The 17,112-nt window shown below is 68.3% G+C and carries 17 protein-coding genes and 2 pseudogenes; 12 read left to right on the forward strand and 7 right to left on the reverse strand.

The genetic code is table 11. The features are described 5' to 3' along the window. The 5 genes from HSX14_RS20195 (at window position 1) to HSX14_RS20215 (ending at window position 3,816) form a co-directional block, all read left to right on the forward strand. Window positions 1-768 (forward strand): ABC transporter permease, encoded by a 768-nt coding sequence (locus HSX14_RS20195; protein ID WP_173178934.1) that lies wholly within the window; start codon window positions 1-3, stop codon window positions 766-768. A gap of 9 nt (window positions 769-777) precedes the next feature. Next, a complete protein-coding gene (locus HSX14_RS20200) occupies window positions 778-1,548 on the forward strand; it encodes an ABC transporter permease (RefSeq protein ID WP_173178933.1) in 771 nt (256 codons plus the stop codon). 16 nt (window positions 1,549-1,564) lie between these two features. Further along, the gene (locus HSX14_RS20205) at window positions 1,565-2,386 is read left to right on the forward strand and encodes an ABC transporter ATP-binding protein (protein WP_173178932.1); all 822 of its coding nucleotides are present in this window, start codon (window positions 1,565-1,567) and stop codon (window positions 2,384-2,386) included. 10 nt (window positions 2,387-2,396) lie between these two features. Continuing rightward, the gene (gene ssuE / locus HSX14_RS20210) at window positions 2,397-2,984 is read left to right on the forward strand and encodes an NADPH-dependent FMN reductase (protein WP_173178931.1); all 588 of its coding nucleotides are present in this window, start codon (window positions 2,397-2,399) and stop codon (window positions 2,982-2,984) included. 310 nt (window positions 2,985-3,294) lie between these two features. After that, on the forward strand, window positions 3,295-3,816 hold the full coding sequence (locus HSX14_RS20215) for a hypothetical protein (RefSeq protein WP_173178930.1): 522 nt from the start codon (window positions 3,295-3,297) through the stop codon (window positions 3,814-3,816). Between the two features lie 257 nt (window positions 3,817-4,073). Here HSX14_RS20215 and HSX14_RS20220 read toward each other — a convergent pair whose 3' ends face one another. The 3 genes from HSX14_RS20220 to HSX14_RS20230 all read right to left on the reverse strand — a co-directional run bounded on the left by HSX14_RS20220 (window position 4,074) and on the right by HSX14_RS20230 (window position 5,889). Beyond that, window positions 4,074-4,718, reverse strand: a complete 645-nt coding sequence (locus tag HSX14_RS20220; RefSeq protein ID WP_173178929.1) for a helix-turn-helix domain-containing protein — start codon at window positions 4,716-4,718, stop codon at window positions 4,074-4,076. Window positions 4,719-4,721: 3 nt separating this feature from the next. Then, entirely contained in the window at window positions 4,722-4,883 is a 162-nt protein-coding gene (locus HSX14_RS20225; protein ID WP_173178928.1) for a hypothetical protein, read from the reverse strand. A gap of 124 nt (window positions 4,884-5,007) precedes the next feature. Beyond that, window positions 5,008-5,889, reverse strand: coding sequence for a LysR family transcriptional regulator (locus HSX14_RS20230; protein WP_228723469.1), 882 nt, complete (start codon window positions 5,887-5,889; stop codon window positions 5,008-5,010). An 87-nt stretch (window positions 5,890-5,976) separates the two neighbouring features. On the opposite strand from HSX14_RS20230, the gene HSX14_RS20235 reads away from it, so the two are divergent. Further along, window positions 5,977-6,681, forward strand: coding sequence for a CTP synthase C-terminal region-related (seleno)protein (locus tag HSX14_RS20235; protein ID WP_173178926.1), 705 nt, complete (start codon window positions 5,977-5,979; stop codon window positions 6,679-6,681). Beyond that, window positions 6,678-7,034 (forward strand): antibiotic biosynthesis monooxygenase family protein, encoded by a 357-nt coding sequence (locus HSX14_RS20240; protein WP_173178925.1) that lies wholly within the window; start codon window positions 6,678-6,680, stop codon window positions 7,032-7,034. Before HSX14_RS20235 ends, HSX14_RS20240 begins: the two co-directional genes overlap by 4 nt. Here HSX14_RS20240 and HSX14_RS20245 read toward each other — a convergent pair. The 4 genes and pseudogenes from HSX14_RS20245 to HSX14_RS20255 form a co-directional block, all read right to left on the reverse strand. Beyond that, entirely contained in the window at window positions 7,001-7,630 is a 630-nt protein-coding gene (locus HSX14_RS20245; protein ID WP_173178924.1) for a tRNA-uridine aminocarboxypropyltransferase, read from the reverse strand. The genes HSX14_RS20240 and HSX14_RS20245 overlap by 34 nt on opposite strands. Window positions 7,631-7,935: 305 nt before the next feature. After that, a pseudogene (locus HSX14_RS31690) lies at window positions 7,936-8,910 on the reverse strand (methyl-accepting chemotaxis protein); the annotation flags it as partial. 306 nt (window positions 8,911-9,216) lie between these two features. Then, a pseudogene (locus HSX14_RS31695) lies at window positions 9,217-9,501 on the reverse strand (PAS domain-containing protein); the annotation flags it as partial. Window positions 9,502-9,656: 155 nt separating this feature from the next. Beyond that, on the reverse strand, window positions 9,657-10,550 hold the full coding sequence (locus tag HSX14_RS20255) for a LysR family transcriptional regulator (protein WP_173178922.1): 894 nt from the start codon (window positions 10,548-10,550) through the stop codon (window positions 9,657-9,659). 288 nt (window positions 10,551-10,838) lie between these two features. Here HSX14_RS20255 and speB point away from each other — a divergent pair, with 288 nt between their 5' ends. The 5 genes from speB to HSX14_RS20280 all read left to right on the forward strand — a co-directional run bounded on the left by speB (window position 10,839) and on the right by HSX14_RS20280 (window position 17,031). Continuing rightward, a complete protein-coding gene (gene speB, locus HSX14_RS20260; RefSeq protein ID WP_173178921.1) occupies window positions 10,839-11,798 on the forward strand; it encodes an agmatinase in 960 nt (319 codons plus the stop codon). Window positions 11,799-11,800: 2 nt separating this feature from the next. After that, complete coding sequence (locus tag HSX14_RS20265) at window positions 11,801-12,208, forward strand: YybH family protein (protein ID WP_173178920.1); 408 nt, start codon at window positions 11,801-11,803, stop codon at window positions 12,206-12,208. Window positions 12,209-12,232: 24 nt separating this feature from the next. Then, complete coding sequence (locus HSX14_RS20270) at window positions 12,233-13,750, forward strand: purine-cytosine permease family protein (RefSeq protein ID WP_173178919.1); 1,518 nt, start codon at window positions 12,233-12,235, stop codon at window positions 13,748-13,750. 158 nt (window positions 13,751-13,908) lie between these two features. After that, the gene (locus tag HSX14_RS20275; RefSeq protein ID WP_173178918.1) at window positions 13,909-15,297 is read left to right on the forward strand and encodes a sodium:solute symporter family protein; all 1,389 of its coding nucleotides are present in this window, start codon (window positions 13,909-13,911) and stop codon (window positions 15,295-15,297) included. A 132-nt stretch (window positions 15,298-15,429) separates the two neighbouring features. Continuing rightward, window positions 15,430-17,031, forward strand: coding sequence for a 5-guanidino-2-oxopentanoate decarboxylase (locus HSX14_RS20280; RefSeq protein WP_173178917.1), 1,602 nt, complete (start codon window positions 15,430-15,432; stop codon window positions 17,029-17,031). Window positions 17,032-17,112 lie beyond the last annotated feature (81 nt).

The following is a 17,112-nucleotide window of genomic DNA, read 5'->3' on the forward strand; positions in this document are numbered from 1 at the left end:
ATGACCGCGACCCTGAAACGCCTGCCGGGTGCGCTCACCTGGCTGATCTCGCCCCTGGCGCTGCTCGCGCTGTGGGCCATCGTGGCCGACGCCGGCCTGTTCCCCCGCCAGTTGCTGATCCCGCCGCTGCATGTGCTGGAGGCCTTCGAGGAGCTGCTGCAGAGCGGCGAGCTGCAGGAGCACCTGGGCGGCAGCCTGTCGCGCCTGGGCCTGGGCTTCTGCTTCGGTGCCGTCGGCGGCCTGGCCTTCGGCGTGCTGATGGCGCTGTCGAAGCAGGTGGAGGCCTATTGCGGCCCGCTGTTCCATTGCCTGCGGCAGATTCCCAGCATCGCCCTGATCCCGATGTTCGTGCTGTTCTTCGGCATCGAGGAGACCTTCAAGATCGTCATCGTCGCCAAGGCCGCGTTCTTCCCGGTGGCCCTGGCCGCCAGCGAGGGGGTGAAGGCCATCCCGCGCAGCTACTTCGAGGTGGCCGACGTGTACCGCCTGAGCTGGCCGACCCTGGTGCGCGAGGTGGCCTTCCCCGCCGCCGCGCCGCCGATCATCACCGGCCTGCGCATCAGCCTGACCCGCGCCTGGGTGGTGCTGGTGGCCGCCGAGCTGCTGGCCGCCGACAGCGGCCTGGGGCAGATGATCGAGATGGGCCGGCAGATGCTGCGCATCGATGTGGTGATGGTCGGCGTGCTGGTCACCGGGGTGATCGGCTTCGGCCTCGATTTCATTTTCCGCCTGCTGGAACGTCGCCTGTTCCGCTGGCAGTCGCGCTAGGAGATGCCCATGTCCCGAATCCTTTCATGGCTGCCGCGCCTGCGTGGCCTGGTGCTGCCGCTGGCCCTGCTGGCCGGCTGGGAAGCCCTGTCGCGCCAGGACGCCGCCAACGCCTATGCCTTCGTCCCGCTGAGCAGCATCGGCCGGGCGGCGGTCGAGCTGCTGGGCAACGGCGAGCTGCTGGTCAACCTCTTCGCCAGCCTGGCGCGCACCAGCGGCGGGCTGCTGTTCGGCGTGATCGCAGGCCTCGCCCTGGGCGTGCTGATGGCGCTGTCGAAGGTGGCCGACCGGCTCATCGGCCCGCTGTTCCATGCCATCCGCCAGGTGCCGATGCTGGGCTGGATCCCGCTGATCGCCATGTGGTTCGGCAATGGCGAATTCTCCAAGGTGCTGATCGTCTCCCTGGCCGCCTTCTACCCGATGGTGCTCAACACCTACGAGGGCTTCACCCAGGTGGAGAAGCGCTACCGCGAGGTGGGCCGGGTCTTCGAGCTGCACCCCTTGCAGCAGTTCCGCCATGTGCTGCTGCCGGCCGCGCTGCCGAGCATCGCCACCGGCCTGCTGCACGCCCTGGCGTTCGCCTGGGTGACGGCGGTGGGCAGCGAGCTGTTCCTCTCCTCCGGGGCGGGCCTGGGCAACCTGATGATGAGCGCCGAGGCCGGCTCGCGCATGGAGGTGATCGTCCTCGCGGTGCTCTGCATCGGCCTGCTCGGCTACCTGATGAACCTCACCTTTTCCCGCCTGGCGCGCCATCTGCTGCGCTGGCGCAACACCCGTTGAACACAGGTTGATGACCATGACAGCACTGCCACAGAAGGCCCCGCTGGGGCAGCCCCACACGCTGACCGGCGCCCTGGAGATCCGCGGCCTGAGCAAGCAGTACCGCATCGAAGGCCGCACCCTGCCGGTGCTCGAAGGCATCGACCTGAAGGTCGCCCCCGGCGAGTTCGTCAGCATCGTCGGCGCCAGCGGCTGCGGCAAATCCACCCTGCTGCGGCTGATCGTCGGCCTGGAGAACGACTACGAGGGCGAGATCCTCCTGGACGGCCAGCGCATCGCCGCCACCAGCCTGGAGCGCGGCATCGTGTTCCAGGACCACCGCCTGTTCCCCTGGATGACGGTGCGCGAGAACATCGCCCTGGCCCTGAAGAACCACCGCCTCAGCGCCGCCGAGAAGGAGCGCCTGGTGGCCGAGCACATCGCCCTGGTCAACCTGCAGGGCTTCGAGAATGCCTGGCCGCACCAGCTTTCCGGCGGCATGGCGCAACGCGCGGCCATCGCCCGGGCGCTGGTGAACAAGCCCAAGGTGCTGCTGCTCGACGAGCCCCTGGGCGCCCTCGACGCCCTCACCCGCGTGCACCTGCAGCGCGAGCTGCAACGCATCTGGATCCAGCAGCGCAGCACCATGATCATGGTCACCCACGACGTCGAGGAGGCGCTCTACCTGGGCGACCGGGTGATCGTCCTCGACTCGCACCCGGGGCGCATCAAGCACGAGATCCGGGTCAACCTGCCGCACCCGCGCGACCGCGCCTCGCCGCTGCTGCAGAAGCTCAAGGAAGAACTGCTCACCGAGCTGACCGGCCACGACACCCCCGCCACCGGCCAGGCGGCCTGAGGAGCCCAGCATGCGGATCGTCACCCTCGCCGGCAGCCCCGGCCTGCGCTCACGCTCCGGCGTGATCCTCGCCCACGGCCAGCGCTGGCTCGTCGAGCACGGCGCCAGCGTGCGCCACTTCGGTATCCATGACTTCAAGGCCGAGGACCTGCTCCACGCGCGCTTCGACAGCCCGGACGTGCAGGCGCTGATCGAGGCGGTGGCCGGCGCCGATGCGCTGGTGATCGCCACGCCGGTGTACAAGGCGTCCTTCTCCGGCGCGCTGAAGACCCTGCTCGACCTGCTGCCGGAGCGCGCCCTGTGCGACAAGCCGGTGCTGCCCATCGCCAGCGGCGGCAGCCTGGCCCACATGCTCGCGGTGGATTACGCGCTCAAGCCGGTGCTCTCCGCCCTCAAGGCGCAAGAGGTGCTGCACGGCATCTTCGCCGTCGATGCCCAGGTCAGCTATGACGAGCAGGGGGGAACCCTGGCCGACGACCTGCGCCAGCGCCTGGAGGACGGCCTGCAGCAGTTGCTGGAGATCCTCCGGCGCCGCCCCGCACGGCTGCATCCACACCAGTTGGGCGAGAGCCTGAGGGCGGCGCGCTGGGGCATCTGATGCAGCGCCCTCCCCTTCGCCGCGAAAAACCGGCGGCTGGTTAGATCGATTATTCACTTCAGTTCTTTGCATAGCGCTGAAGTGAATATCCATAGCGTCGATACGGCCTTCCCCGCGCCCCGTCCGATCGCTCCAGCAGACGAATGGACGCCCCTGCTTCGAAATTACCTGCCATACCGTCATGGGCGCTGCCGAGACGGGCTCGATCGCTGCTCCATGCGCATCTTGCCGGCCCTGCCGCGCCGCCTAGAATCGGCCCCACGAAACCTTTCGACCCATCCGAACAATTCTGGCTTCAGGGAGCTTGAACATGATGAACGCGATGCAGATGCCGATGAACGCCGGCATGAACATGAACGGCATGATGATGCCCATGGGCATGCCGATGATGATGGCCACCATGACGTGCAAGATGATGGACGATTGCATGGAATGCACCATGATGCCGGCCGCCGGCATGGACATGGCCATGTTCCGCAACAGCTGCGAAATGATGTCGATGATGATGGATTGCGGCATGCCGATGATGATGCACTGCGGCAACATGTCGATGATGTGCATGTCCCAGGCCGGCATGGCGATGATGCCCATGATGGGCATGCCGCAGATGACCATGATGCCGATGATGATGGGCATGCCCATGCCGTCGATGAAATGCATGATGACCTGCTCCATGCAGGGCAACGGCATGATGTGCAAGATGATGCCGATGCAGGGCATGAACATGGACATGTTCAAGAACTGCTGCGCACTGATGATGAAGATGATGGAGTGCGGCATGCCGATGATGATGAGCTGCAACGGCATGCCGGTGATGTGCTGCACCTGCTGACACACCGCCCGTGAAAAAGCCCGGCCAGGGAAACCTGGGCCGGGCTTTTTTCATCTCGCGCGTGAGGGCGATGCCATGACCGGCCCGTGGGATGGCGTAGAGCGCAGCGAAACCCATCACCGGCTTTGCACCCGCTCCCCCACACACTGTGGGAGCGGCTTCAGCCGCGAAAGACCCGCCGCAGGCACAGGGCTGCGAATGGCCGGATATTCCATCGCGAATGAATTCGCACCCACAAAAGCGCTGTTGGCGCCGGCCTAATCCAGGCTTTCCGGGTAGGTCATGACCAGGTAGATGACCGCTTCGCTGTTGGCCGGGTTGCGGTAGCTGTGGGGCTGGTCGGCGTAGAAGAGGATCGAATCCCCGGTGGAGAGCAGGTAGCGCTCGTCGTTGACGCTGACTTCCAGCACGCCCTGGGCGACCACCAGGTTCTCCTGGGTGCCCGGCGCGTGGGGCTGGGCTTCCTCGGTGGTGAGGCCGGCCAGGCGCACTTCGTAGAACTCGGCCTGGCGCTTCACCTCGAAGGGGAACAGCGCGCGGCTGACGAAGCCCTCGCCGGCGCTGACCAGGCGCTTGCTCTGCGCCGCCGGCAGGACCGCGACACCGGAGAAGGCGCGGTCGTCGAGGAAGGCAGCGACCGAGACCTTGAGCCCCTGGGCGACCTTGCACAGCACCTTGATGGAGGGGACGCTGCGCCCCGACTCGATCTGCGCCAGCATCGCCCGGCTCACGCCGGAGAGCCGCGCCAGGGCGTCGAGCGACAGTTGCCGCTTGCTGCGCAGGCGCAACAGGTTATGGGCGACCCGCTGGCTGATCAGGTCGTCGTCGCGGTTGCCGGCGTTGGGTTGGGCGAGTTCGAGGGCGGGGCTATCCGGGGCGAGGAATGAGCTGGGGACGCTCATGCCTCAGGCCTCCCGCGAGCGATCCAGCGACCCGCTCTGGACGAGCTGGTGGGCCGCGTAGCCGGAACGCAGGGCGTACATGCTCCACATCAGCTCGGCCATGCGGCGCGCCTGGCGGCGTACACGGTAGCTGTTGAGGTCGATGACGTCTGCGGTGCGGCTCATGGATGTCTCCTCGGGAGCGCTGGAGTGACTCGATGGGGAGGAGACTATCACCGCGCTTTTTATATCCATAAATAATCAATTTTCATTTGTTAATTACCTATGGAGCTAAGCGAGCACACCCCTTTCAGGGTCCCAGCCGGATGCTGCGGCCCAGTTCGTCGAACAGCGTCACCACCGAGCGCAAGGCGCGGCAATCGGGACGGGTCAGCAGCCACAGGGCGGTGTCGCACGGGCTCAGGTCGGCCTCCAGCGGTTGCAGCCCGTCCTCGATGAGAAAACGCGGCAAGGCCGCGACGCCCAGGCCGGCCCGGGCCATCTGGGCGACCGCGAGCATGCTGTTGCAGCGATAGGCCGGCACCAGCGCCGGGAAGCGCTGGCGGCGCCAGACCACGCTGGGGTGGTTGGGCAGGAATTCGTCCGGGGCGATCCAGGCCATGGCTGCCAGGTCCGCCGGGTCGCGCCCGTGCAGGTACGCGGGGCTGGCGCAGAGGGCGTAGGGCACGGCACCGAGGCAGCGCCCCACCAGATGCTGCGGGGGCGCGGTGGTCAGGCGCAGGGCGATGTCGGCGTCGCGGCGGCTGAGGTTGGCGAAGTCGTTGGAGGTGGCCAGTTCCAGGTGCAGGGCCGGGTAGCTGGGCATGAAGCGCGCCAGCGCCGGCAGCAGCAGGCCATGCAGCACCGAGTCGGTACAGGTCAGGCGCACGGTGCCGGCGAGCACCTCGCGCCCCTGCTCCAGCGCGACCCGTGCGGCCTCCAGGGCGTGCTCGGCCTGTTCCGCCTGCTGCGCCAGGAGCAGCGCGGTACTGCCGGGCAGGTAGCCGGCGCGGCTTTTCTCGAACAGCTCCTCGCCCAGGGCCTTCTCCAGCCTGCGCACCGCGCGGAACACGGTGGAGACGTCCACCTGCAGCAGCTCGGCGGCCCGCGCCAGGCTGCCGCCACGGACCAGGGCGAGCACCAGGGCGAGGTCGCCGTGCTCGAGGCGATAGTGCGCAGCTGCAATGATCAATTGTGTTTTCGCCAATATTGAGTGCCGAAGCGCAACTATATAGTCCGCCTGCCACCGCGCATATCGCGCCGCAGACAAGGAACGGACATGGCCCGCCCTCGCACTTCCCGCATCCGCCTCGCCCTGATCGGCGACCAGGACCTTTCGATCACCGCCCACCAGGCCATTCCCGAAGCGCTGTCGCTGGCCGCGTCGCTGCTGGATATCGGCCTGGATCACGCCTGGCTGGCCACCGACCGCGTCGAGGCGAACGCCCTCGCCCGCTTCGACGGCATCTGGTGCGTGCCGGGCAGCCCCTACCGCGACACCGAGGGCGCGCTGCGCGCCATCGAACATGCCCGGGGCCACGGCGTGCCCTTCCTCGGCACCTGCGGCGGCTTCCAGCACGCGTTGCTGGAATACGCGCGCAACGTGCTCGGCTGGGCCGACGCCGAACACGGCGAGACGGCACCGGACGCGGGTCGCCAGGTGATCGCGCCACTGGCCTGCTCCCTGGTGGAAGCCATCGACGCGGTGCACCTGGCGGCCGGATCGCGCATCGCCCGGGCCTACGGCGCGCCGCTCGCCTTCGAGGGCTACCGCTGCCGCTACGGGCTCAACCCGCAGTTCGAGGCGGCGTTGCTGGGCGGGCCGTTGCGTGTCGGCGCGCGGGACGCCAGCGGCGAGGTGCGCGCGGTGGAGCTGGAGGGTCACCCCTTCTTCGTCGCCACGCTGTTCCAGCCGGAACGCGCGGCCCTGGCCGGGCGCCTGCCGCCGCTGGTGGCGGCCTTCGTCCAGGCCTGCGCGCAATGAGCGGCGGCGGGCAGGGGTTCGCCCGGACACCGGCAGCGCCCTACTACGCGGTGATCTTCACCTCGCGGCGCACCACTCTCGACGACGGCTACGGCGACACGGCCGAGCGCATGGTCGAGCTGGCACGCCAACAGCCGGGCTTCCTCGGCGTGGAGTCGGCGCGTGGGGCGGATGGGCTGGGCATCACGGTGTCCTACTGGGAGAACGAGGCGGCGATCCTCGCCTGGAAACGCCAGGGCGAGCACAGCCTGGCGCGGGCACGGGGCCGGGCGGACTGGTACGACGCCTTCGAGGTACGCATCGCCCGGGTGGAGCGCGCCTACGGCTTCTCCCGCGAGGGGGAGTCGGGCTGAGGCTGGCCGTGATTGCGCTGGAAGGTCTCCTCGCCCATGGCGGCGATCTGGCCTTCGATCAGCGCTTCGAAGGGCTTGAGCAGGGCATCGAAACGGGCCGGCGCTTCGAGCAGGTCCAGCGCCTGGGCGATGGCTTCGATGGTCGACAGGGCCCCCGGCGCCGGGGCCTTGCGCAGCCGGTAGCGGGAGATACCCCCGGCCGGCAGCGTCACCCGCGGCAAGGCCGCCAGGGCGGGGTTCAGGTGCAGCAGCTTGCGCGCCTTGCGCCAGGTGCCGTCGGGCACCACCAGCAGCAACGGGCGCCCGGCGCTGCCGGCCACCTCCGCCAGCGACACGGCCTCGTCCCCCGGGAACAGCAGGCGCGCGTCATGGCGCGGGTCGGCCAGCTCGGTGGCCAGTCCAGGGAACTGCTCGCCCACCCGCAGCTCGGCATTCTCCAGCCCCAGCGCCGCCAGCCGCGCGGTGTTCAGCGCATGCCCCACCTCGCTCGGGTGCTGCAGGACGAGCACGCGCGTACGGCTGGGCAGGCTGGGGATCAGCGGACACAGGCAATGGCTGGCGGGGCGTTGGCAGCGGGGGCATTGGGAGCGGGACATGGGGGCGGATTCTGCCATGGATGCCGAGCACGGCGTGGACCCTTTTCGCGAATGAATGAGCGCCCACGGGACGGGCGGCGCTGTGCGCCGTTGGGCGAATGAATTCGCCCCTACAGAGGCAAGGAGATGACCGCTGCGTAGGGTGGAGGTCGCTTTTTACCTCCACCAGGCGGAGTCGAGCGCGGCCTATCGTCATGCATGGAGCTCCGCATCCTACGGATACGGGGGCGGGGTTCGGGGAAGTGGGGCATCCCTGCCCCGGGAGCCGCACCCTCCTGCGTGGCTCCGCCGCCCATGCCCGGTCGCTATCGGTTGAACCGCTCCGCGAGGCTGTGCAGGTACTCGGCCATGTGTTCGAGGTCCTGGCTGATCTGCGCGCCCTCCTGGGCCTGCCCGGCGCTGTGGTCGGAGAGCTGGGCGATCCGCGTGATCTGCCGGCTGATGTCGTCGGCCACGTGGCTCTGCTGTTCGGACGCGGCGGCCATCTGCTGGCTCATGCCGGTGATGCGGGTCACCGCCTGGCTGATGCCATCGAGCGCCTTGCCGACGGCCTCGACGCTGCCGACGCTGTCGCGGGAGATTTCCTCGCCCCGGTTGGCGGTGGCCACCGCGCGGTCGGCGCCGGAGCGCAGGGAGGCGATGATCTGGTGGATCTGCTCGGTGGACTGGCGGGTGCGCGAGGCCAGCGAGCGCACCTCGTCGGCCACCACGGCGAAGCCCCTGCCCTGCTCGCCGGCCCGCGCCGCCTCGATGGCGGCGTTGAGCGCCAGCAGGTTGGTCTGCTCAGCGATGGAGGTGATGACGTCGGCCACGCTGCCGATGGACTGGGTGGAGTTGGCCAGCTCGTTCACCGCCTGGCCGATCTCGCTCACCGCACTGGCCATGTGCTGCATGGCGCTCAGGCTCTCCCCGGCCAGGCCGCGCCCCTGCTGCGCCAGGCGGTCGGCCTCCTCGGCGGCATGGGCGGTGTTCTGCACGTTGTGCGAGACCTCCTGGATGGTCGCCGCCATCTGGTTGATGGCGGTGGCGGACTGGTCCGTCTCGCTGCGCTGCTGCTCCAGCAGCTCGGCGCTGGAGCGTGACAGCCGGGAGGAGTCGGAGGCGCGCAGCTTGACGTTGATGCCGGCGTCCTCCAGCCGCGTGAGGGCCGTCTGCAGGCGCGCTTCCTCGCTGATCATGGCCATGTCGAGCAGCGCCTGCGCACCCTTGTTGCTGGAATAGGTCAGCGACACCAGGCCACTGGTGAAGGCCTTGGGGTGTTCGGCCAGGGTCTGGCGGATGGTCTGCCGCTTGCTGTAGAGCTGGTAGGAGCCGAGGGCGAACATGGTCACCAGCATCAGGGCGATGAGCGCCGGGCCGCCGATGAGCAGGTGACCGCCGAGGATCACCAGGGTGGCGAGGATCACCGGCCAGGAACGGACCAGGTCGTAGCTCCAGTATTCGATCCAGGGCACCGGCGCCTTGCCGGCCCGCAGGCGCGCGTAGAGGGCATCGGCGCGCTGCACCTGCTCGCGGGTGGGCAGCGAGCGCACGGACTCGTAGCCGACCATCTGGCCGTTCTCGTACACCGGGGTGACGTAGGCGCTGACCCAGTAGAAGTCGCCGTTCTTGGAGCGGTTCTTCACCAGGCCCATCCAGGGCTTGCCCTGCTTGAGGGTGTCCCACATATGGCCGAAGACGGCGGACGGCATGTCGGGGTGGCGCACCAGGTTGTGCGGCTGGCCGACCAGTTCCTCGCGGGAGAAGCCGCTGATCTCGACGAAGGCGTCGTTGCAGTAGGTGATCTTGCTGCTGAGATCGGTGGTCGAGATCAGGCGTTCGGTGGCCGGGAAGGTTCTTTCACGCTGGGTGACGGGTAGATTCTGGCGCATGCGCAAATCCCTGTGATTGGTACGTGTGTACGTCCTGGCCCACAGAAATTAGGTCTAGCACAGGCTTGCAGCGCCGCCAGAGGCACCAGCCATTATTTTGGCATCAACGCGCAGGAAGCCTCGCAAGCGTCAGGGAAACGCCAGCGAAGCGGCAGTCAACGCAGGTTCAACTGGGCCCGCAGCAGGTCGCGGAAGGTGACGATCAAGGGCTCGCGGGCACGGCCCCGGCGCAGGATCATCGAGAACGGCGCCTGGTAGCCGAAGGTGGCCGGCAGCAGGCCGCGCAGGCGCTGCTGGTCGACCCAGCTCTGGGCGTAGTGCTCCGGCAGGTAGCCGATGTAGGCACCGGAGAGCACCAGGATCAGTTGCGCCTCCATCGATTCCACCGTCGCCGCGCTGTGCTTGAAGCCGTGGCGCGCCAGCTCCGCCTGGCTCCAGTAGCCACGCCCGACCATGCGCTGCTGGGTGATGACCTCGGCGGGGATGCGCCGCTCGGCGAACAGCGGGTGGCGGTCGCTGCAGTAGAGCCAGTGCTGCTCGCGGTAAAGGGGCTGGTAGACCAGGCCGTTCATGCGCGTGGAGAAGGCGCCGATGGCCAGGTCCAGGCGGTTCTCCAGCACGCCGAGCTGCAGGTCGTAGGGGCTCATCACCGAGAGGTGCAGGTGCACGCCGGCGTGTTCCCGGCTGTAGGCGCCGATGACCTCTGCCAGCGGCAGGGCCGGGTCGCTGACGGTGGAGTCGAGCACGCCCAGGTTGAGGGTGCCGCGCAGCTCGCCCTTGAGGGAGGCGGAGTAGCGCTCGAAGCCTTCCAGCTCGCCGAGCAGGCGCAGGGTCTCCTGGTAGAACAGCTCGCCCTTGCTGGTCAGGCTGAAGCCGCCCCGGCCGCGATGGCAGAGGGTCAGGCCCAGGTGCCCTTCGAGCTGGCTCATGTAGGTGCTGATGGCCGAGGTGGAGAGGTTCAGCTCCTGCTGCGCGGCGGCAAAACCCTGGTTGCGCACCACGGTGGCGAAGATGCGCAGCAGCTTGAGGTCGGGGAGGGTGTTGGACATGGAAACTCCATGGGATTTGAAAGGCAGCACAAATCTGTAGGGGCGAATTCATTCGCCATGCAGGCCAGCGGCCTGCCCTCCACAAGCCCCGACCGGGGCCGCTTCGCGGCCCTTGGCGAATGAATTCGCCCCTACAGGGAGCAGCCAGCTGCGACAGATCGGCGCAGTCTACCTGCTGCGGATAGTTTAGAAATACCTGAAGTGATTATTTGCCCGTGGGGATTCTTCCCGCATCGCCAGGTCACCAGAATCGCCCCACGACAACCACAACAAACGTGAGGCCACCCCGTGGACAAGAAACTCCACCAGCCCCTGGGCGGCAATGAAATGCCCCGTTTCGGCGGCATCGCCACCATGCTTCGCCTTCCCCACATCCAGACCCCCGCCGAGCTCGACGCCCTGGACGCCGCCTTCGTCGGCGTGCCCCTGGACATCGGCACCTCGCTGCGCTCCGGCACCCGCTTCGGCCCCCGCGAGATCCGCGCCGAGTCGGTGATGATCCGCCCCTACAACATGGCCACCGGCGCCGCCCCCTTCGATTCGCTGAACGTGGCCGACATCGGCGACGTCGCCATCAACACCTTCAACCTGCTCGACGCCGTGCGCATCATCGAGGAGGAATACGACCGCATCCTCGGCCACGGCATCCTGCCGCTGACCCTGGGCGGCGACCACACCATCACCCTGCCGATCCTGCGGGCCATCAAGAAGAAGCACGGCAAGGTGGGCCTGGTGCACATCGATGCCCATGCCGACGTCAACGACCACATGTTCGGCGAGAAGATCGCCCACGGCACCACCTTCCGCCGCGCGGTGGAGGAAGACCTGCTCGACTGCGACCGCGTGGTGCAGATCGGCCTGCGCGCCCAGGGCTACACCGCCGAGGACTTCAACTGGAGCCGCAAGCAGGGCTTCCGCGTGGTCCAGGCCGAGGAGTGCTGGCACAAGTCGCTGGCCCCGCTGATGGCCGAGGTGCGCGAGAAGGTCGGCGGCGGCCCGGTGTACCTGTCCTTCGACATCGACGGCATCGACCCGGCCTGGGCGCCCGGCACCGGCACCCCGGAGATCGGCGGGCTGACCACCATCCAGGCGATGGAGATCATCCGTGGCTGCCAGGGCCTGGACATCATCGGCTGCGACCTGGTCGAGGTCTCCCCGCCCTACGACACCACCGGCAACACCTCCCTGCTGGGCGCCAACCTTTTGTACGAAATGCTCTGCATCCTTCCCGGCGTGGAGCGTCGCTGAGCATGGACCGCCACGCACAGGTCATGGAGGCCGCCAGGGAACTGGTGGCCGCCTTCGCCCGCAACGACACCGAGGCCTATTTCGCCGCCTTCAGCGAGGACGCCAGCTTCCTGTTCCACACCACCCCCGGTGTGCTGCAGGGCCGCGCGGCCTACCGCGAACTCTGGGATGCCTGGCAGCGCGAGGGTTTCCGCGTGCTGGGCTGCGAATCGCGCAATCCGCTGCTGAGCCTGCAGGGCGACGTGGCGATCTTCATGCACGAAGTGGTCACCCGCCTGCGTGTGGGCGGTGAGGCGATCACGAGCCTGGAGCGGGAGACCATCGTCTTCCGCCAACAACAAGAACAGGGCCGTTGGCTGGCCTGTCACGAGCACTTGTCGGCCATGCCGGAGCACCTGCCCCAAACCTGATGAGGCTCCCCCGGGAGAACAACGATGCATAACAACAATAACGAGCAAAGCCTGACCCGAATCGAGACGTTCGGTGTCGAGCAGATCCCCGACCACGAACGCAACGCCAGGCCCGTCGACCTGTTCCGCATGATCTTCGGCGGCGCCAACACCTTCGCCACCGCCGTGCTCGGCAGCTTCCCGGTGCTCTTCGGCCTGTCCTTCGAGGCGGGCGTGTGGGCCATTCTCCTGGGCGTGGTGGTGGGCTCGCTGATCCTCGCGCCGATGGGCCTGTTCGGCCCGATCAACGGCACCAACAACGCGGTCTCCTCCGGCGCCCACTTCGGCGTGCACGGGCGGATCGTCGGCTCGTTCCTGTCGCTGCTCACCGCCATCGCCTTCTTCTCCCTCTCGGTGTGGAGCTCGGGCGATGCACTGGTCGGCGGCGCCAAGCGCCTGATGGGCCTGCCGGAAACCGACCTGACCCTGGGCCTGGCCTACGGCCTGTTCGCCGTGCTGGTGCTGACGGTGTGCATCTACGGCTTCCGCTTCCTGCTGTGGGTCAACAAGGTCGCGGTGTGGAGCGCAAGCCTGCTGTTCCTGCTGGGCATCTTCGCCTTCGCCGGCCCCTTCGACGCCAGCTACGCAGGCTCGGTGCAGGTGGGCAGCGAGGGCTTCTGGGCCGCCTTCATCGGCGCCGCCCTGCTGGCCATGAGCAACCCCGTGTCCTTCGGCGCCTTCCTCGGCGACTGGGCGCGCTACATCCCCCGCGAGGCGAGCAAGGGCCGCATCATGGCGGCGGTGATCGGTGCGCAGCTGGCCACCCTGATCCCGTTCTTCTTCGGCCTGGTCACCGCGACCATCGTCGCCGTGCAGGCACCGGACTACATCGCGCAGAACAACTACGTCGGCGGCCTGCTGGCCGTATCCCCCACCTGGTTCTTCCTGCCGGTGTGCCTGATCGCGGTGATCGGCGGCATGTCCACCGGCACCACCTCGCTGTACGGCACGGGCCTGGACATGTCCTCGGTGTTCCCGCGCCTGCTCAACCGCGTACAGGCCACGGTGATGATCGGGCTGATGTCCATCGCCTTCATCTTCATCGGCCGCTTCGCCTTCAACCTGGTGCAGAGCGTGTCCACCTTCGCCGTGCTGATCATCACCTGCACCAGCCCCTGGATGGTGATCATGATCCTCGGCCTGGTGATCCGCCGTGGCTTCTACTGCCCGGACGACCTGCAGGTGTTCACCCGTGGCGAGACCGGCGGCCGCTACTGGTTCCACAACGGCTGGAACTGGCGCGGCATGGGCGCCTGGATCCCCAGCGCGCTGGTGGGCCTGTGCTTCGTCAACCTGCCGGGGCAGTTCGTCGGCCCGCTGGGCGAGCTGGCCGGCGGCATCGACGTCAGCCTGCCGGTGACCCTGGGCATGGCCGCCCTCCTCTACCTGGCGCTGCTCAACCTGTTCCCCGAAGCCGCCGAGGTATACGGCCCCAAGGGCCCGCGCTGGGTGCGCGTGAAGCGCGCCGGCGCCGCCGGCCTGGTTGACGCCAGCGCCGCCTGAACCCAACCCGATACACCGGCGGCCAGGGTCCGGCCGCCGGCGACACCACCGACCCGGGGGCTGCCGCCCCGGTGCATCACCGATGGATCGACCGCGAGCCACATACCCTCGGGCCTGACCCGCCTGAGCTACAACAATGAGAAAGAGAGAGCTGAACAATGGCCTTGGATATCTTCGTCGTACTGCTTTACGTAGCCGCGATGCTCACCCTGGGCTGGTACGGCATGCGCCGCGCCAAGACCCGTGACGACTACCTGGTGGCCGGGCGCAACCTCGGCCCGGGCTTCTACCTCGGCACCATGGCCGCCACCGTGCTCGGCGGCGCCTCCACCATCGGCACCGTGCGCCTGGGCTATGTCCATGGCATCTCCGGGTTCTGGCTCTGCGGCGCCATCGGCCTGGGTATCGTCGGCCTCAGCCTGTTCCTCGCCAAACCGCTGCTGAAGCTGAAGATCTACACCGTCACCCAGGTGCTGGAGCGCCGCTACAACCCCGCCGCGCGCCATGCCAGCGCGCTGATCATGCTGGTGTATGCGCTGATGATCGGCGCCACCTCGACCATCGCCATCGGCACCGTCATGCAGGTGCTGTTCGGCCTGCACTTCTGGGTCGCCATCCTCATCGGCGGCGGCGTGGTGGTGCTCTACTCCACCATCGGCGGCATGTGGTCGCTGACCCTCACCGACATCGTGCAGTTCCTGATCATGACCGTCGGCCTGGTGTTCCTGCTGATGCCCATGTCCATCAGCGATGCCGGTGGCTGGAATGCCCTGATGGACAAGCTGCCCGCCCGCTACCTGGACTTCACCGCCATCGGCTGGGACACCATCGTCACCTACTTCCTCATCTACTTCTTCGGCATCTTCATCGGCCAGGACATCTGGCAGCGCGTGTTCACCGCCCGCAGCGAGGGCGTGGCCAAGGTGGCCGGCACCGCCGCCGGCCTCTACTGCATCCTCTACGGCCTGGCCGGCGCGCTCATCGGCATGGCCGCCAAGGTGCTGCTGCCCGACCTGGACAACGTCAACAACGCCTTCGCCAGCGTCGTCGAGCACAGCCTGCCCAACGGCATCCGCGGCCTGGTCATCGCCGCCGCCCTGGCCGCGCTGATGTCCACCGCCAGCGCCGGCCTGCTGGCCGCCTCCACCACCATCACCCAGGACCTGCTGCCGCTGCTGCGCAAAGGCCGTGAGAGCGGCAACGGCGACGTGCACGAGAACCGCCTCGCCACCCTGCTGCTGGGCCTGGTGATGCTCGGCATCGCCCTGGTGGTCAGCGACGTGATCAGCGCCCTGACCGTGGCCTACAACCTGCTGGTGGGCGGCATGCTGATCCCGCTGATCGGCGCCATCTACTGGAAGCGCGCCACCACTGCCGGCGCCATCACCAGCATGGTGCTCGGCTTCGTCACCGTCCTCGCCCTGATGGTCAAGGACGGCCTCGATGCCAACACGCCGATCTACTACAGCCTGGCGGTCGGCCTGGTCAGCTTCGTGCTGGTCAGCCTGCTGTCCCGTCGCCCGGCGGCCAGCACCAGCCTGGCCTGAGTTTGCGTGAACGGCCGCACCATCCCGGCGGCCACCCTTGGATTCCGGCCTGCGCCCGCAGGCCGGGATTCGTTTTATCAGTCGGGTGGCTCCCCGCTTTCGGGGGGCCACTGAAAGAGCAAGGAAACTGCCATGACCACCTGCGGTGAATTCCTCGTCAAGCAACTGCAAGCCTGGGGCGTCGACACCGTGTTCGGCATCCCCGGCGTGCACACCGTCGAGCTGTACCGCGGCCTGCCCGGCAGCGGCATCCGCCACATCACCCCGCGCCACGAGCAGGGCGCCGGCTTCATGGCCGACGGCTACGCGCGCGTCTCCGGCAAGCCGGGCGTGTGCTTCATCATCACCGGCCCGGGCATGACCAACATCACCACCGCCATGGGCCAGGCCTACGCCGACTCCATCCCCATGCTGGTGATCTCCAGCGTCAACGAGCGTTCGCGCCTGGGGCTGGGCAACGGCTACCTGCACGAGCTGCCCGACCAGAGCGCCCTGGTGGCCGGCGTCGCCGCCTTCAGCCACACCCTGATGAGCGTCGAGGAACTGCCGGCGGAACTGGCCCGCGCCTTCGCCGTGTTCGACAGCCAGCGCCCGCGCCCGGTGCACATCCAGCTGCCGCTGGACATCATCACCGCGCCCGCCGACCACCTGCGGGTGCAGCCCCGCGCCGCCCTCTCGCGCCCGGCCCCGGCCATGGCCCAGCTGCGTGATGCCGCCAGCCGCCTGCGCAACGCCAGGCGCCCGCTGCTGCTGCTCGGCGGCGGCTGCGTCGAGGCCCAGGCGGAGGCCCGCGCCCTGGCCACCGCGCTGGATGCCCCCACCGCGCTGACCATCAACGCCAAGGGCCTGCTGCAACCCGACCACCCGCTGCTGATCGGCAGCAACCAGTCGCTGGTCCCCGTGCGCCAGCTGGCCCTGGAGGCCGACGTGGTGCTGGCCATCGGCACCGAGCTGGGCGAGACCGACTACGACGTGGTGTTCGACGGCAACTTCCGCATCGGCGGCGAGCTGATCCGCATCGACATCGACCCGCTGCAACTGGTGCGCAACCACGCCCCGGCCCTGGCCATCCACAGCGATGCCCGCCTGGCCATGCGCGTGCTGCTGGCCGAGCTGCCGGCCCGCGACGCCAGCACCACCAGCCCGGGCGCCCAGCGCGCCGCCGGGGTACGTGCACAACTGGCCGAGGACTTCTCCGGCTGGGCGCACTATCGCCGGCTGTTCGCGTGCATCCTCGACACCCTGCCGGACGCCCGCTTCGTCGGCGACTCGACGCAGACCGTCTACAGCGGCAACCACCTGGTGGAACTGGACGGCCCGCGCCGCTGGTTCAACGCCTCCACCGGCTACGGCACCCTGGGCTACGGCCTGCCGGCGGCCATCGGCGCCAAGCTGGCCGAGCCGGGCCGCCCGGTGATCAGCCTGATGGGCGACGGCGGCATCCAGTTCACCCTGCCGGAACTGGCCAGCGCCGTGGAAGCGCGGGTCGGGGTCATCGTCCTGCTGTGGAACAACCAGGGCTACGGCGAGATCAAGCGCTACATGGAGCGCCGCGACATCACCCCGCTGGGCGTGGACATCTACACGCCGGACTTCATCGCCATCGCCCGCGGCTTCGGCTGCCAGGCGGAGAAGGCCCGCGACCACGCGCACCTGCAGGAACTGCTGCGCAACGCCCCGGCCGACCGCCCGCTGATCATCGAAGTGGCCGAAGCCCCGCCCTTTGCACCTTGAAGTCGAGTGACTTGAGCAGAGCCCCGGGCTGAAGCCCGGGCTACGGCTCTGTGTGCCGGGGCGTTTTCGCGAATGAATTCG

The organism is Pseudomonas tohonis, from assembly GCF_012767755.2.
Classification (GTDB): domain Bacteria; phylum Pseudomonadota; class Gammaproteobacteria; order Pseudomonadales; family Pseudomonadaceae; genus Metapseudomonas; species Metapseudomonas tohonis.